The following is a 15,188-nucleotide window of genomic DNA, read 5'->3' as shown; positions in this document are numbered from 1 at the left end:
GGGCAATAATGCTTAAAAGAGGTAAATTCTTAAGTCTGTTCATGCTGTTCACGTTATTCATCGCACTGCTCCCTGCGGGGAGCGCAAGCGCAGCAACCTGGAATCTGGCCTGGAGCGATGAGTTCGACGGCTCCTCCCTGAACACCGCTAACTGGACGGCTGAGATTGGCACAGGTACCGGCGGTTGGGGCAACAATGAATTGCAATACTATACGAACCGTTCACAGAACCTGAAGGTTACCGGCGGCAACCTGGTCATCACGGCGCAGAAAGAATCCTATGAAGGCATGAATTATACCTCGGCGCGGATTAAGACACAGGGACTCAAGAATTTCACCTATGGCAAAATTGAAGCCAGAATCAAGCTGCCTTCCGGGCAAGGATTATGGCCTGCGTTCTGGATGCTCGGCTCCAATATCAACACCCCGCCCGGCTGGCCGGCCTGCGGAGAGATCGATATTATGGAGCGGGTAAATAATAACGCTGCCGTCAACGGTACGGTGCACTGGGATGCAGGCGGCCATGCTGAATTCGGAAGGGTATCCGGTAATCTGGACTTCTCCCAATACCATGTATACAGTGTGGAATGGGATTCGAAGTACATCAGATGGTTCGTCGACGGCAACCAGTTCAATGAATTCTATATTGAGAACGGAACCGGCAATACGGAGGAATTCCAGAAACCGTTCTTCCTGCTGCTGAACCTCGCGGTGGGCGGCAACTGGCCGGGCGCTCCGAACAGCTCCACCCCCTTCCCGGCGCAGATGCTCGTGGATTTTGTGCGGGTGTATCAAGCGGGCGCTCCTTCGAGCGGAATTGTCAGCGGCGGAGTCTACACCTTGATGAACAAGGCGAGCGGCAAAGTACTGGATGTGACGGATGTCTCTACGGCAGACGGGGCCAAAATGCATCAGTGGACTAATTACACCGCCGCCAATCAGCAATTCAGAGTGGAGAGCACGGGGGACGGCTTTTACAAGCTTACAGCGATGCATAGCGGCAAACTGCTGGATGTGCCGAATGCCTCCACGGCAAGCGGAGTCCAGCTTCAGCAGGCGAATGACAACGGCAGCAACGCCCAGCGGTGGAGCATCATCGATGTGGGCGGCGGATATTACAAGCTGATCTCCAAAGCCAGCGGGCTGGCCATGGATGTCTCTAACTCCTCTACCGCAGACGGAGCGGTCGTGCAGCAATGGACGGACAACGGAACCGACGCCCAGAAATGGCAGCTTACCAAAATTAATTAGGAGTGGAAGTTCCAAAGTCCAGATAAATAAGCAAGAAGCCCCGCAAGCCTGTCGGCTGGGCGGGGCTTCTTGCTGTTTGCGGCAAGCTTCTATTTCTTCGCGAACAACTCGATACTATGCGTCTCCATAATTGGATTCCAAATGCGCCAGACCGATTGGGTAAGCGGCTGCGGGTAATCTGCAGCTTGACTGCCAAAAGATAAACTCATCTCGACAATTCCCGTACCATCTCTAGAGACCGTGGTTCCGCCGAATTCGATTAGTGGCGTTTCCCGATTGGTTCTATCATGCACCTGGCCGCTGGCATCGGTGAATTTGTCGTCCAGTCCTACGCCGATGGACTCTGCCTGTACCGCCCCTTGCGAATCGGTATAATAAAACATGTCGGTCACCTTGCGCCGGAGCAGAATCTCTTCAGCCGCTGCATTATGTTCTTGTTTGGAGGTGATCATTTCCCAATCGTTTGCCGGTGCTTCAATCACTTGCTGCTTATTCAGATCGACCACAAATTTCATACGGTCCGGCTCCAGCGCCGAGATCCCGGCAATCTTCAGCGTGGTGGAGTCTGGCTGGTTAAGCTGGGTATACCTGAACACCAGCGTTGCCTGAGAGTGGTCTTTGTACACCTCGGAATTATCGGCCGTGATTCTGCCCGGATAAACCAATTTCTCGGTTTGACTCCCGGTCGTTGCGATCAGAACAGGATTCAGCAGGCTGAAAATCTGTTTGGTGTTCGCCTCGTCATACTCCAGATCGACATAAGTATTGAACGGAGTATACTGCACTTGGCGCACTTTGATCTGTTGACCGTCCACTGTAAGCGTGCGATTCACAGAGAGAGTGTGCACCTGGTCTTTGAATTCGTCCTGGTCAAGCTGAAACGATACCTCCAGGCTGGTCCGATACTTGTTGCTGCTGGAAACGAGCGCCTGATCGGACGTTCCGGTTAGAATTACAGTGAACTTCACCTCCTTGGATGCAGTGATGGCAGCCGGATAGTTAGTGGAATAAATAAATTTCTTGTCTTCGCCGGGCTGAATTCTGGATTCGCCACTGTACACTAATTCCAGGGCTGCGCCCCGATGCGGATCCGGAACCTCATAATCACCGAATTGAATTTTTGTATGCCCAGGATTGACTACTTTATCCGTACCATTGTGCACATTGAATAGGATATACACTTTACGGCCATCTGTGACGGCGCCATCCACATCCATACGATATCCTTTGTTTGATGCGCTTTGACGCACCGGTTGGACCAGATTTCGTTCCAGGATGCCGCCAACCAGCTGGTTTTTTAATGGCTGTTTGCGATAGTCCGCAAAATCATTCCAGCTTGTGGTACTGGCCGCCTGCACTGAACCGCCGAGGACCGAATCGTCTGTACCTTCGGCCGGCAAGCCGATGGATGAGACAAGCACAAAAATGGCTGCGGCCGCGGCTAATACGGCTCCGGCCCCATAGGAATAGAAACGCCGTTTGCTGCGTTTTTTCCCTTGCGCCATTCCGCTGCGCATGGCATTATAAATTTTCATTTCCTGAATCTCCTTTGTATGAAGATGGACCTCCTGGGCATCCTGGTTCAGGACACGCTCTTCTTTTTCCAACATTTCTGTCACCTCCGATTTGCTCACAGATATTTCCGCAACAGCCTAAGTCCTTCACGCAGCCAGGTTTTGATCGTGCCTTCGGGCTTATTCAGTACCTTGGCAATTTCAGTGGTCGTCATATCCTGGTAATACTTAAGCATCACGGTATGCCGGTATTTCGGCTTCATCCGATTCAATGCCCGCTCCAGATCGAGGCGGTCGCTGCTCCTCATCTCCTGGGCTTCCTTCTCCTCCAGCTTCTCCGCCAGCACGACGCGTTTTTTACGCCTTAGCTCATCCATGCAGCAGTTGATGGTAATCCGGAGCAGCCACGGTGTGAAGGCCTGCTCGTTCTTAAGCTGTTTACGCTTCATCCAGGCCCGGCACGAGGCTTCCTGCACCGCTTCCAGGGCATCTGCTTCTGAGCGCAGATAGCTGTACGCGAGTGCATACAGTTTACGGTGCTCCTTTGCAAGCCGCTCATAGAACACCTCTTCATCCATAAGCGCCAGATCTGCTGTATTGGCTTTGTTCATTGTCTTCCCCCCATTCACCATCCCCTCTTCCTTGTTCTGTTGGTCTATGGAAGAAGTCGTCCTCGAAATATGTTTTCATAAGTAAGACGGAGCTGACCGGAAAAACGATTGATTTTTATTAAAACACATATCAGATAGGCCGACCAGTGACAAACAGGCCGCAGCCAAGCGGTATAATTGTACTACTATAAATATCCAGATTTGTGGTACTGTTAATTGTAAGCGCTGCGATTGTGGCGGAGAACGGGAGGCGGTCGATATGAAAGGTTCTCCAAGCTCCAGGCTGTATCTGCTTCTGATCATACTGTGTATAGTGCTGGGAGGTTGTTCACGGAACTCAGGCGAAGACTCTCAAGGGGCAGCAGACAAGGTTGAGACGGCACCGCTGCATAGCCCGGGCGTACAGAATCTGGTTTTTCACAGTGAGGCCCTCGACCGGGATATGCAGCTCAGTGTCTATCTTCCTACAGGGTATAATGCCTCTCAGCGTTATCCGGTGCTCTATTTCATCCATGGCTACGGCAGCCGGGAGACGGATATTTTTGACGGACTGAACCTTCAGCAGAATGCAGACCGGCTGATTGAGGCCGATCAAATCGAACCGATCATTATCGTTGCTCCACAGATGGACAACAGCTATGGACTGAATGCTGTAGTTAATCCAGGTGATCCCGCAGCGCTGGGCGGTGAACGGTATGAGGATTATCTGGTTAAGGATGTTGTGGAGTATACAGATTCGCATTTCAATACTCTGGCTGAGCGCGGTTCCCGTTATATTGGCGGTATATCGATGGGCGGTTTTATCAGCCTGCATTCGGCATTTTTGCATAGCGATGTCTATAGTAGGGTTGGCGGGCATAGCCCGGCGCTGTTCCTGGATGACTGGTCTCTTGCCGGAGGCGAGAACGGCCTGGTCCAGTTTCTCTATCCGACGGAAGCGCTGCGGCAGGAGCGTGACCCGCTTCTTTTGGCGCAGAACAGGGACTTATCGAAGTTGAGTATCTACCTGGACTGCGGAGCGGAGGATAGCTACCGGTTCTATGAAGGCACGGAGCAACTGTATACCTTGCTTAAGGAGGAGGGCGTGCCGGTAGAATATCACCTCAGAGCAGGCCAGCATGACGGGGACTATTGGAAGAGCCACATGGACGAATATTTGAAGTTCTATGCCGGGAGAACGAAGGGATCATGACGCTTATGAATTACAATTTGAATTTTGAAAAGCTGTGTGCTACATATAAGTTGGGCTTACTTTAACTGCGTCTATGAACCAACCCAAGGGAGATGAAGCCGAAGTGGAAAAGAATAAAGTTACCTATGAATCGGTGGACCAGTATATTGCCGCCTTTGCGCCGGAGGTCCAGGAGCTACTGCAGAGCTTGCGTAAGGTCATTTCGGAAGCCGCGCCGGAGGCAGTGGAGAAGATCAGCTATCAGATGCCGACCTGGTTCCTGCATAAGAATCTGGTGCATATTGCCGCCTACAAGACGCATATTGGGTTCTACCCGGCACCCAGTGGAATCGAAGCCTTCAAGGAGGAACTGGCGCAGTACAAAGGAGCCAAGGGTTCGGTGCAGTTTCCCATCAAGGAGCCGCTCCCTTATGAGCTCATTACCAGAATCGTCAAATACAGAGTGGAAGAGAATCAGCAGCTGGCCGCAGAGAAGCGGAAGAAGAAATAAGAGGACGGGCTCATGTCGATCCAATTTAAAATTAGGGGCTGTCCCGAAGCCGTGAACTGGCTACTTGGGACAGCCCCTAATAGTTGACGCTACGCTTGATGGTGAATATAACTTAATTGTATTCGGTGTATGAATCCCAGTCCCTACAGCGCCTTATCGTCTATGCTGTTCAGCCAGCTCTCAATCTCACCGATGACGGAGCCGATGCAGCCATCCTCGAACGGGGAGGTTAATCCGGCAAGCTTCACCAGCTCCGTGAAGGAGCGGCTGCCTCCGGCCTGGCAGAGCTTCAGATAATCCGGCCAGGCCGAGGCGAAGTCCTCATTCGAGCGTTTCCAGAACTGGAAGGCGCAGAGCTGGGCCAGGGTATAGTCGATATAGTAGAACGGAAGACGGAAGATATGGGCTTGCTTGTGCCAGAACCCGCCCTGCTCCAGGTATGCGTTGCCGTCATAATCGCGGTGCGGCAGGTATTTCCGTTCAATATCCCGCCAAGCCTGTTTGCGTTCCTGCGGCGTAGCTTCCGGATGCTCGTACACAAAATGCTGGAATTCATCGACAGATACGCCATAAGGAATGAACTCCAAACTGTCCGCCAGGTGGTTGAAACGGTACTTGTCCGCCTCCTCCTTGAAGAACAGGTCCATCCATGGCCAGGCGAAGAACTCCATACTCATCGAATGAATCTCAGCGGCTTCGGAGGTCGGGAACGTATATTCAGGAACCTCCATATTCCGGCTGGAATACGCTTGGAACGCGTGCCCTACCTCATGGGTCAGCACGTCGATATCGCCGGAGGTTCCATTGAAGTTGGAGAAAATAAACGGAGCACGGTAGTCGCTGAAGAAGGTGCAGTAGCCACCGAATTCCTTGCCTTTTTTGCTGACCAGATCCATCAGCCCGTTCTCCTGCATGAAGCTGAAGAATTCACCGGTCTCCGGGGACATCTCCTGGTACATCTTCGCACCATTCGCCACGATCCAGTCCGGGTCTCCCTTAGGGGTAGCGTTACCGGAATTGAACTTAATACCCTCATCGTAAAATTTCAGTCCGTCCAGCTGAAGGCGTTCGCGCTGGCGCTGCTTCAGCTTCCCCGCAACCGGTACGATATGCTCATGCACCTGCTTGCGGAAGCCTGCTACCATCTCAGCATTATAATCGGTACGTCCCATCCGGTCATACCCGAGCTCCACGAAGCTCTTGTATCCCAGCTTGGCAGCGATTCCCGCCCGGACCTTCACCAGCTCGTCATAGATCCGGTCGAATTCGGGTTCATGCTCTGCCATGAAGGCATTACGGGCTTCGAATACGCCTTTGCGAACTTCACGGTCCGTGGAAGAATCGAACGGAATCAGCTGTGCCAAGGTGCGTTCTTCGCCCTGGAACATGATTTTGGCGGACGCGATCAATTGGGAGTATTCGGAGGACAGCTTATTCTCCAGCTGCAGATCTTCAATCACTTCAGGGCTGAAGGTACGCAGTGAGATTTCGGCCAGGCTTAACAGCTGTGTTCCCCATTCCTGCTCGAACTCGGCTCTGTACTTGGAGTTGACGAGGGCTCTGTAATAATCCGTGATGTACTCCTGGATCACCGGTCCGGTCTCGTCCATATAATCCTGCTCTGCCTTGTAGAATGCATCCTCCGTATCAATGGAGTGGCGGACACTCACGAGCGTCTCCATCGTATCGAAGCGGCTGCGCAGCTTATTGATTGCTGCCACGGCAGCTTTTTGCTCCTCCAGATTGCCTGTCTCCAGGTCCTTCAGCAGCGTGGTGAACTCCTGCTTGAATTGCTCCACATCCGGGCGTTCGTATACATATTCTGAGAATTTCATTTGCTGTATCGCATCCTTTCTTTACCATATAGATTCTATTATATAATCGGCGCCCGCAAAAAACTAATGTTCAGGCCGTAAAGTTTGATTATAGCTAATTGTGGGTGCAGCAGCGTCTAGTGGTTGAATGGACATGGGAATTATTCTAGAATAGAGGTAATCTGCACCAATTCCAGAATCCCGGGAGGTGATGACCCATGTTTCGGATGAGTCAGTATGTGAACGGCACGCTCCATGCAAAGCCTGTGAAATAACTAAGGCGAAAGCTTGGCATGGAGCGGATTTATTCGCCTGTAGTATGTTTTAAGAAATACAGTTATTTATACACAGGCTTTGCCCTTAAAAGATTAATATATTTTAAGGAGCGAGCCAGAGATGCAATGTATAAATGCAGCAAAGCTATTGCCAGAACACCTGCTGAAGGAGATTCAGCAATATATTCAAGGGGAAGCCCTGTATATTCCAACCTGCCCGAGCAAACGCCGAAAATGGGGTGAAAGCTCAGGAGCAGCCGATTACTATAAAGTCCGCAATGCTGAGATCCGTAGCCGCTTCCAAGAAGGTGCAGAGTTGTACCAATTGTGCGAGCAATACGGGTTATCCATCGACAGCATCCGCAAAATTGTATATTCCAAGAACCCGCAGAGCTGATCTGCGGGTTTTTTGCTGCTCAGATGATACGCCATTATCGACTGAATCCTGTAAATTAGGCGGACCCATTAGAAGTGTAGCCAATTGCAGACGAGGTTGCGGACTGAGATTCCGTTTTTGCAGCTTGAAGCCGCTAGAGTGCAGCTTGCGCAAAGGCCATTGTATAAGTCATTTTACAAAAATATACTGTAGCTGTAGGGAGAGAAGGCAGGAGGCGGTGGCGGTGAAAATCACAATTGAACAGGTGCCGGAGGGCGGTGAGCCTGAAATTATTCTCAGGTGCAATGACCCGGATGAAGCCTTGCTGGGGCTGATCTACTCGGTGAACGCAGGCGCAAGGAAGCTGATTGGTATGAACGGGCTGCAGATGCATATCATCCATCCGCATGAGGTCTATTATTTCGAGGCGGTGGATCATAAGGTGTTCATCTACTGCCAGGAGAAGGTGTATGAGTCAAGGCTGAAGCTGTATGAGCTGGAGACGGAGTATGAGTCTGGCGATTTTTTCAGGGCATCCAAATCCAGTATTCTGAATGTGGCCAAGATCGAGTCGCTCCGCCCGGTGCTCTACGGAAGATACGAGGCGCTGTTGCACAACGGTGAGAAGGTCTACATCTCCAGACAATACGTCCCGGTGCTCAAACGGAAGTTAGGGTTATAGCTGTGCTGTCCAAACTTGACTAGGAGGAAAACTCATGATTACAACCAGAAAGTATGTGTCTTTGTTCGTGAAGGATCTGCTGGTGGCTTGCGGGGGTCTGATGGTGCTCGCGGCGGTTGTGCTGGCTCTGAACTCAACGGAGATGATCCGGGGCTCGCTGCTGGTGCAATTGTTCCTGGGGGCTGCGGCATTTACCTGCTTCCGCTATGCGCTGGTGAATACGTATGAGGTTGATCCCAAAGTGCAGACGATCAGCTTCTACCTCTGCTTCATCCTTGCTGATGTATTGGTGATTCTCTGGCTATGGCTGTTCGCTGACGGTCCGCTGATGGATAAGGGAGTGCTGGTGCCATTCGTTATTGTTATTCTGGTGGTCAAAAGTATGGTGTACGCGATGATGCACATCGACGGGAAACGGGAAGCCAGGCAGCTTAATCAGAAGCTGAATGAGTATAAGCAGGACGGGGAGCAAAAAGAAGAAGAGCTTTAGGAATCTCTGGTGATAGGGGTTATGAAAGCCATCTTGGAGGGGAAGCGGCCCGGGTGGCTTTTTTGGTGCTAAGTAAGGTTGGGGATTTCTGTTACCTTTTGCAGACTGAACCGTAATAAGCCAAATGCTATACATAATCTTCCATGGAGATGATCTTATGCTGCTTCACAAGGTATCCCTGACAGAAATGATGAGCCGGATTCACGAACCCGGATATTCACCCGAAACTGTGCTTGACCCGTACTTGGAGCGTTACAGACAGGTTGAGCCGCATATCCATGCATTTGTCCCTGAGGATGAGGCTGAAGGGCGTCTGGATTCGGAAAAAGCTCTGCTGCAACGTACCTACAGCGGAGATGAGCGTAAACCGGCCCTCTTCGGCATTCCTGTGGGCATTAAGGATCTGCTGCATGTAGACGGCCTGCCGACCCGGGCGGGATCACAGCTATCCGCTGAGCTGTTAGCCGGTGCCCAGGGATCTCTGGTCGCTAAGCTGCGTGCCCTAGGGGCCGTGATTGCAGGCAAGACGGTGACCGAGGAATTCGCCTATAACGGGTCGATTGCTACGCTTAATCCGCATAATACCGGGCATACTCCTGGAGGTTCCAGTGCAGGCTCCGCCGCAGCGGTGGCTGCGGGGCTCTGTCCGCTGGCAGTGGGCACACAGACGCTGCGTTCGGTGATCGCCCCGGCGTCCTTTTGCGGAGTGGTCGGCTTCAAGCCCAGCTACGGGAGGGTTCCGCTGGATGGGGTGCTGCTGTTCTCACCGTCTTTTGACACAGTAGGGTTCTTCACACAAAACTTGCCTGATATGGAGGCTGCGGCGGCCTTGCTTGTCCCAGACTGGGAGGCTCCTGCTGCCCCAATGCCCCGCAAGCCGGTTCTGGGTATTCCCAAGGGAGTCTATATGGAGCTGATGAGCGCGGAAGTCAAAGGGCTGTTCGGGGCTCAGATCACAGGGCTTGAACAGCTTGGATATGAAGTCCGTTACGTCCAAATGCCTTGGGAGGATGAACTCATCTACGGAAATGCGATGCTGCGTTTCATTGAGGGTGAGCTGGCACGGGAGCATGAGCATAGATTCGCGGAGCATAGAGCGGAATACGGTCTTCCCGTGCAGGAAGCGATCCTTAGAGGGCAGCAGATTCCGGAGGAGGAGCTGGAGCAGTACCGAACCCGGCAAAGGGAGCTGCGGCAGGACCTAATGGAGCTTATGGAACAAGAAGGAATCGATCTGTGGGTCTCTCCGGCCCAGGGGGGGACTGCGCCGAAGATTGAGGAGCGGAATACGGGCTGGGCAGGGATGCCTGCGGTCTGGGGCTTCGCGGGAGTGCCCACGGTCAGTCTGCCTGCGGCAACGCTTGAAGGCATGCCGCTAGGCTTCCAGTGTATAGGAAGATATGGAGAAGACGAGGAGTTGTTAGCTTGGGCACGGCAGCTATGGCCGTGTCTGGCGGGTGAGCAACCGCTCCCCGTGGAATAAGGAGCGGTTACCGGTTGGTTACGGTGCCGGTTATTTTGTTTTGGGGTCCCCGCAAAGTACCTGAATATCCATCGAAGCTAAAGTCTCGCTTTGTAGGGTTTCTTGGGGGAGCAGCGCCGCTTCAGGAAACGTACGTCGATCTCTCCGCTGCCGCCGGTATTCGGCTTCAGGCGGAGGGGGAAGGCATTACGCTTCAGCAAGAGCTTCACCTGCCGCGGCGTGAGGCATGGGCGGAGCTGGAGCAGCTGGGCGGCGGCACCGGACACGATGGGCGTGGAGATGCTCGTGCCGGACAGCTTGAAATACCGCTTGCCGACCTTATTGCGCGGCAGTTCACGGACCAGCTGGGAGCCGGGGGCACGCAGCGAGATCACTGAATCGCCGGGTGCGACCAGATCCGGCTTCACCTTGCCGCCGGGAGCGGGCCCGCGGCTGGAATAGACAGCGATCCGGTCATCCTTCTGCGTCAGCGTCCGGCGGTCATTGACGGCTCCGACGGTGATCGCGGAGGGGCTGATTCCGGGGGACTCAATAGTCCGGCGCCTGGGGCCGGCATTACCGGCGGCGATGACTACGGTGAGCCCGGCTTTGACGGCTTTTTCAACGGCCTGGACGAGAAGGTCATCCTTGACATGCGGAGCCACCGGTCCTCCGAAGGACATGGAGAGGATGCGCAGCTTCAGCTTTTTGCGGCGGGTAATGCAGTATTCAATTGCCTTGATAATGGTGGAGTCATAGCCGTCCCCATACTTATCCAGCACCTTGATTCCGACAATCCCCGCTTCCGGCGCGGGTCCCCGGTACTTGCCCCGGCTGGACCAGCCGTTACCAGCGGCATCCCCGGTGATATGCGTGCCGTGTCCGTTGTCATCATACGGGCATTTCCGGTGATTGATATAATCCTTGAACGCCAGAATGCGGTTCACCGGCCGGGTCAGATCGGGATGCGGATAGACTCCGGTATCAAGCACAGCGATGTTGATGCCTTTGCCGGTAAGCCCTCTTGAGCGTCTAACCGCTGTAGCGCCTATGGATGGAGTTGCAATGTTGAGCGTAGCCTTCTTAATGCCGTCCAGATAGACTTTATGGACTCCGTTCCAGCGGCATACATGCTCCAGACATTTCAGGGATACCTGTGAAGCCACGGCCTGGTGCAGCCGCAGATGATGCTTGACCGGGAGGACATGCCGTCCCAGATGTGTCCTTAGTTCGCGGAGTCCCGCTGGAGTAATCGGTTGTCTGAACTGTATGATCACCGGTATAGCAGCATTTGCAGCACTAGTGGAATAAGCACTGCGGATCTTATGCTTCAAGGGCCGGTTGAGCTTGGCGGCGTGACGCCTGACCCATGATGGTACACTCTTCATAATGTAATCACCTCTATGAAGCAGTGTATGCGGCAAGCTGCCTCGTGGGTACGAAACCATGAATGAGTACAGCGATACATTTATGTAAATAACAGGCAATCGTGCGTTTCGGTTGATTCTTCTCTTGCATTTACTACTGTATTCCAATAGAAAGTGGTGAAGCAAATGAAAGAATCAGAGAAGAAGGCATTGCTGGCAAAACGTCAACTGATGGCTAAAAAAGCAAGAGCAGCGGCGGTAGTAAGACCCAAGAGACGGCGGATCAGACAGGTGCTTAATAATTTCATCGTGCTTGCCGTGAACAATAACAATGTCCCTTACGAAACGCAGGGCTGGACGGCTACACTGACCAGGAGCTCCGGCACTGTGATCACGGCTCAGTTCGATGAATTCGGCGTCGCCCAGTTTAATACGATCAGTACGCTGACAACAGTCAGCTACACGCTCCGAATTATCGATGCGGATAATGTGCAGCGCACACAGAAGTTCGTCCCGTCGAACCGCGAGTTTTTTGTAGCACGCTTCTAAGGTGGCGGACCTATTTATATTCTATGAACAGAGGAAGATAGAGAGCCAGATTGCATAGTGTAGCTGTGAATGACTGAACGAAAGAGCTGTTTCCGGGGCCGGAGGGCTGATGGGGCAGCTCTTTTTTGAAAGAATTTATATGTTTTGGGGTCCCCGCAAAGTATCTGAGTCATCATCGAAGCTAAAGCCTCACTTTGTGGGGTTTATTTTGCGGATACGTGTGAGATAATATTTCGTTTGTCAAGCATTAAGGCGAGTTGGCGTTAAAATATTGGCTTAATGTACAATCCCGTCCACTGAATTCAGCTCTTATGACAATAAACCTTCCATCAATGTTCAAAAGCGGGGGCATACCCTATATAATATCGCCATAGATGTATACAGGGATTATGGAACAGAATGCAAAGTGAGCAGCAGCTATGAGCTGAAGATGCCCCGGAAAGGTCTGAGGAATGATGAGCCTGGAAGCCTTGAATGAACGCGTGAACACGGATCTCGCTTATCTCGCCTATGGCGGCGCAGATTGGGTCCGCCCTGTGGAGCATGATGAAGGCCATGTCTATGATGTCGTCATTGTGGGCGGGGGCCAGAGCGGGCTCGGTGCGGCTTTTGGCTTGCTGCGCGAACGGATCTCGAATCTGCTGATCATCGATGAGAATCGTGACGGGCTGGAGGGGCCGTGGGAGACCTATGCCCGGATGGTGACGCTGCGCACACCCAAGCATCTGACCTCGATTGATCTCGGAATTCCGTCGCTGACCTTCCGCTCCTGGTGGGAGGCTCAGCATGGGGCGGGGGCCTGGAGTGAGGTGGACAAAATCCCGCGCGGCCAGTGGATGGAGTATCTGCGCTGGTACCGGCAGGTTCTGAAGCTGCCGGTACGTAACGAGGTGCAGCTAAGGCTGGTTGAACCTGGTGACGATGGAATCTACCGTCTGCAGGTTACAGGAGCGGGTGCGCAGGCCGGAACACTGCTGGCCCGTAAGGTGGTGCTGGCTACAGGTATTCAAGGCGGAGGGCAGTGGCATGTTCCGCCGATGATTGCAGATCATCTGCCGGAGCACCTGTACGCCCACACCTCCCGGCAGATTGACTTCGCTGCCCTGCGCGGCAAGCGGGTGGGGATTCTAGGCGGCGGGGCGTCCGCCTTCGACAATGCCAATTACGCGCTTCAGGAGGGCGCGGCTGAGGCCCAGGTCTTCGTCCGCCGGGCGCAGCTTCCGGGGGTGAACCCGATCCGCCAGATGGAGGGCTCAGGTATGATTGAGCGGTTCCATACCTTGGCGGATGCGGACAAATATGCAGTGATCTCGCATTTCTTCCAGTATAATCAGCCGCCGACAAGCGATACCTTCCGCCGTGCAGCGGCATGGCCCGGCTTCCGGCTGCACCTCGGCTCGCCGTGGCTGAAGGTGGAGGCTTCGGGGGAGCAGGCGGTGGTGACTACGCCCGCGGGAGAGTTCAGCTTCGACTATCTGATTGTCAGCACGGGCCTGCTTAGCGATCCTGCCCTGCGGCCGGAGCTGCGGCAGGTGGAGCCTTATATTGCCCGCTGGAGCGACCGGTATACGGCGCCTGCGGGAGCGGCGAATCCGCTGCTGGATGCGCACCCTTACCTTAGTCCAGGCTTTGCGCTTCAGAGCCGGGATGAAGCGGGCCGCAAGCTGCTGCATGGCTTATTCGTATTCAACTATTCCGCACTGGCCAGCTGCGGGTTATCGGCATCGGCCATCTCGGGCCTGCGGAATGCGATTCCTAGACTGGTCAGCGGCGTGGCTGACCAGCTGTTCCTGGATGACCGGCAGCAGATCCTACAGGCTTATTATGAGTACGATGAGATTGAATTTACAGGCCAGTAAGACGGCCGGAAGAGGCTGTACCTGAGGCGGGCTATGACCTCTGGTGCAGCCTCTTGGCGTGCAGAGCGAATAGATGGGGGGCCAGTGCCTGAGAGCTGACGGGCAGCCGGGTCAGGCAGTAATTCTGGCGTACAGCGCGAAGAACAGCGCCAGCTCACCCATGATCAGGACATTCGGTACATGGACTATAAGATCCAGCACATAGAAGCAGGCCAGAATGACGGTCAGCCCTGCCAGCGGCTTCATTCCCAGCCGATGCTGCTTATGCCTGTAGACCTGGAAGACCAGTACTGTGGAAGCGAAGTAGAGCAGCGCGGAGCCGAACAACAGGTTCAGCATCTGTTCATAATGAAGCTGATCCAGGAACAATAGCTGGATTGACGCAGCGAGCATACATAGCGACATATAAATGAACAGATGCCCGTAGATAATGGTCTGTCCGGCAGTCTGGATATGCATATCGACTTTCTTCTCCAGATTGTCATAATACTGCCACCATATGGCGATGATCAGGACAAAGGTCAGCGCAGCGAAGCCGACAGATTGCCCGGTCCAGCGGCTGGATTGCAGCACGGCGAGGATGCTAACCACAGATTCGCCGAGCAGGATCAAGGCGAACAGGGAGAAGCGCTCCAGCAGGTGATGGGTATTGGGGGGCGTCTTCACCAGAATCCTCCGTCCCGTCAGCGGGAGAATGATGTCCAGCATAATTCCTGCGTACAGTACCGCATACCGCAGCCAAGAATCGAAGAACAGGGAGCAGGCCGAAATCGCAAGTCCAATCCAGAAACGTGATCCCAGATAGCGGGCCGTGTCGCGCAGATGCCCGCTTTCTCTGGAATGGCTGTAATGATACTGGACCGCGGTCATGATCCGGAGTCCGAGGTAGCCAATCAGAAACGGCAGATAGTTGGCATCGAAATCTATTGACAGGCTGGCTGTCATAATCAATACGAAGAACAACTGGATAATCAGAAAAATCCGGTGCATCACCGTATCCTGACCATAGCGGTTAACGAAAAGCGTCTGGCCGACCCAGGCCCACCAGATCGGAATGAAGATCAGTACGAATTTGCCCAGTGTCTCAAGGGACAGGGTCTCGTCTTCTACATGCAGCAGCACATGGCTGGCTTTGGAGACTGCAGCGACAAACAGCAGATCGTAGAAGAGCTCCAGCCAGGTTACCTTTTTGATGATCATTGCGTTAGTCCCCTTTGCTTGCCGAATGTTTGCCCGGAGCCGTCCGGTTTACAAGTA

Annotated in this window: 14 protein-coding genes; 9 read left to right on the top strand and 5 right to left on the bottom strand. The window is 53.5% G+C overall.

Translation table 11 applies throughout. From position 1 onward, the window contains the following. Nucleotides 1-8 precede the first annotated feature (8 nt). Nucleotides 9-1,250, top strand: coding sequence for an RICIN domain-containing protein (locus tag MKY64_RS16670; protein ID WP_340954418.1), 1,242 nt, complete (start codon nucleotides 9-11; stop codon nucleotides 1,248-1,250). An 89-nt stretch (nucleotides 1,251-1,339) separates the two neighbouring features. Here MKY64_RS16670 and MKY64_RS16665 read toward each other — a convergent pair whose 3' ends face one another. Both MKY64_RS16665 and MKY64_RS16660 read right to left on the bottom strand, forming a co-directional pair. Further along, the gene (locus MKY64_RS16665; RefSeq protein WP_340954415.1) at nucleotides 1,340-2,860 is read right to left on the bottom strand and encodes a DUF4179 domain-containing protein; all 1,521 of its coding nucleotides are present in this window, start codon (nucleotides 2,858-2,860) and stop codon (nucleotides 1,340-1,342) included. A 20-nt stretch (nucleotides 2,861-2,880) separates the two neighbouring features. Beyond that, nucleotides 2,881-3,375 carry a sigma-70 family RNA polymerase sigma factor gene (locus MKY64_RS16660; protein ID WP_340954412.1) on the bottom strand — a complete coding sequence of 165 codons (495 nt, stop codon included), beginning with the start codon at nucleotides 3,373-3,375 and terminating at the stop codon, nucleotides 2,881-2,883. Between the two features lie 259 nt (nucleotides 3,376-3,634). Here MKY64_RS16660 and MKY64_RS16655 point away from each other — a divergent pair, with 259 nt between their 5' ends. After that, nucleotides 3,635-4,567 (top strand): alpha/beta hydrolase, encoded by a 933-nt coding sequence (locus tag MKY64_RS16655; protein ID WP_340954409.1) that lies wholly within the window; start codon nucleotides 3,635-3,637, stop codon nucleotides 4,565-4,567. Between the two features lie 103 nt (nucleotides 4,568-4,670). Then, entirely contained in the window at nucleotides 4,671-5,057 is a 387-nt protein-coding gene (locus MKY64_RS16650; RefSeq protein ID WP_340954407.1) for an iron chaperone, read from the top strand. A gap of 143 nt (nucleotides 5,058-5,200) precedes the next feature. Here MKY64_RS16650 and MKY64_RS16645 read toward each other — a convergent pair whose 3' ends face one another. Beyond that, on the bottom strand, nucleotides 5,201-6,892 hold the full coding sequence (locus tag MKY64_RS16645; RefSeq protein ID WP_076086342.1) for a M3 family oligoendopeptidase: 1,692 nt from the start codon (nucleotides 6,890-6,892) through the stop codon (nucleotides 5,201-5,203). A gap of 375 nt (nucleotides 6,893-7,267) precedes the next feature. Between MKY64_RS16645 and MKY64_RS16640 the strand changes: the two genes are divergently transcribed. The 4 genes from MKY64_RS16640 (at nucleotide 7,268) to MKY64_RS16625 (ending at nucleotide 10,177) form a co-directional block, all read left to right on the top strand. Then, nucleotides 7,268-7,543 (top strand): CD3324 family protein, encoded by a 276-nt coding sequence (locus MKY64_RS16640; RefSeq protein ID WP_076086345.1) that lies wholly within the window; start codon nucleotides 7,268-7,270, stop codon nucleotides 7,541-7,543. A 223-nt stretch (nucleotides 7,544-7,766) separates the two neighbouring features. Further along, nucleotides 7,767-8,204, top strand: a complete 438-nt coding sequence (locus MKY64_RS16635) for a LytTR family DNA-binding domain-containing protein (RefSeq protein WP_036725417.1) — start codon at nucleotides 7,767-7,769, stop codon at nucleotides 8,202-8,204. Between the two features lie 34 nt (nucleotides 8,205-8,238). Then, nucleotides 8,239-8,694: a hypothetical protein gene (locus MKY64_RS16630; protein ID WP_340954405.1), complete on the top strand. Its 456-nt coding sequence runs from the start codon at nucleotides 8,239-8,241 to the stop codon at nucleotides 8,692-8,694. 157 nt (nucleotides 8,695-8,851) lie between these two features. After that, nucleotides 8,852-10,177 carry an amidase gene (locus tag MKY64_RS16625; RefSeq protein WP_340954403.1) on the top strand — a complete coding sequence of 442 codons (1,326 nt, stop codon included), beginning with the start codon at nucleotides 8,852-8,854 and terminating at the stop codon, nucleotides 10,175-10,177. Nucleotides 10,178-10,254: 77 nt separating this feature from the next. Here the strand turns inward: MKY64_RS16625 and MKY64_RS16620 are convergent, their stop codons facing one another. Beyond that, entirely contained in the window at nucleotides 10,255-11,544 is a 1,290-nt protein-coding gene (locus MKY64_RS16620) for a S8 family peptidase (RefSeq protein ID WP_340954401.1), read from the bottom strand. A 165-nt stretch (nucleotides 11,545-11,709) separates the two neighbouring features. Between MKY64_RS16620 and MKY64_RS16615 the strand changes: the two genes are divergently transcribed. Both MKY64_RS16615 and MKY64_RS16610 read left to right on the top strand, forming a co-directional pair. Continuing rightward, nucleotides 11,710-12,072: a hypothetical protein gene (locus tag MKY64_RS16615; RefSeq protein WP_051478024.1), complete on the top strand. Its 363-nt coding sequence runs from the start codon at nucleotides 11,710-11,712 to the stop codon at nucleotides 12,070-12,072. 455 nt (nucleotides 12,073-12,527) lie between these two features. Continuing rightward, nucleotides 12,528-13,931 carry an NAD(P)/FAD-dependent oxidoreductase gene (locus MKY64_RS16610; RefSeq protein ID WP_340958101.1) on the top strand — a complete coding sequence of 468 codons (1,404 nt, stop codon included), beginning with the start codon at nucleotides 12,528-12,530 and terminating at the stop codon, nucleotides 13,929-13,931. Nucleotides 13,932-14,042: 111 nt separating this feature from the next. Here MKY64_RS16610 and MKY64_RS16605 read toward each other — a convergent pair whose 3' ends face one another. Beyond that, entirely contained in the window at nucleotides 14,043-15,131 is a 1,089-nt protein-coding gene (locus MKY64_RS16605) for a low temperature requirement protein A (protein ID WP_340954399.1), read from the bottom strand. Nucleotides 15,132-15,188: the final 57 nt, after the last annotated feature.

The sequence above is a fragment of the Paenibacillus sp. FSL R7-0210 genome (assembly GCF_038009085.1).
Classification (GTDB): domain Bacteria; phylum Bacillota; class Bacilli; order Paenibacillales; family Paenibacillaceae; genus Paenibacillus_AQ; species Paenibacillus_AQ silagei.
Note: the sequence above shows the minus strand (reverse complement) of the source record. Positions and strands in the feature narration are given on the sequence as shown.

Excerpts from the sequence above, each read along its gene's own strand:
- MKY64_RS16660 (WP_340954412.1), bottom strand. The coding sequence starts at position 3,375 with ATGAACAAAGCCAATACAGCAGATCTGGCGCTTATGGATGAAGAGGTG.
- MKY64_RS16625 (WP_340954403.1), top strand. The coding sequence starts at position 8,852 with ATGCTGCTTCACAAGGTATCCCTGACAGAAATGATGAGCCGGATTCAC.
- MKY64_RS16630 (WP_340954405.1), top strand. The coding sequence starts at position 8,239 with ATGATTACAACCAGAAAGTATGTGTCTTTGTTCGTGAAGGATCTGCTG.
- MKY64_RS16615 (WP_051478024.1), top strand. The coding sequence starts at position 11,710 with ATGAAAGAATCAGAGAAGAAGGCATTGCTGGCAAAACGTCAACTGATG.
- MKY64_RS16665 (WP_340954415.1), bottom strand. The coding sequence starts at position 2,860 with ATGTTGGAAAAAGAAGAGCGTGTCCTGAACCAGGATGCCCAGGAGGTC.
- MKY64_RS16610 (WP_340958101.1), top strand. The coding sequence starts at position 12,528 with ATGAGCCTGGAAGCCTTGAATGAACGCGTGAACACGGATCTCGCTTAT.
- MKY64_RS16620 (WP_340954401.1), bottom strand. The coding sequence starts at position 11,544 with ATGAAGAGTGTACCATCATGGGTCAGGCGTCACGCCGCCAAGCTCAAC.
- MKY64_RS16670 (WP_340954418.1), top strand. The coding sequence starts at position 9 with ATGCTTAAAAGAGGTAAATTCTTAAGTCTGTTCATGCTGTTCACGTTA.
- MKY64_RS16655 (WP_340954409.1), top strand. The coding sequence starts at position 3,635 with ATGAAAGGTTCTCCAAGCTCCAGGCTGTATCTGCTTCTGATCATACTG.
- MKY64_RS16645 (WP_076086342.1), bottom strand. The coding sequence starts at position 6,892 with ATGAAATTCTCAGAATATGTATACGAACGCCCGGATGTGGAGCAATTC.
- MKY64_RS16640 (WP_076086345.1), top strand. The coding sequence starts at position 7,268 with ATGCAATGTATAAATGCAGCAAAGCTATTGCCAGAACACCTGCTGAAG.
- MKY64_RS16605 (WP_340954399.1), bottom strand. The coding sequence starts at position 15,131 with ATGATCATCAAAAAGGTAACCTGGCTGGAGCTCTTCTACGATCTGCTG.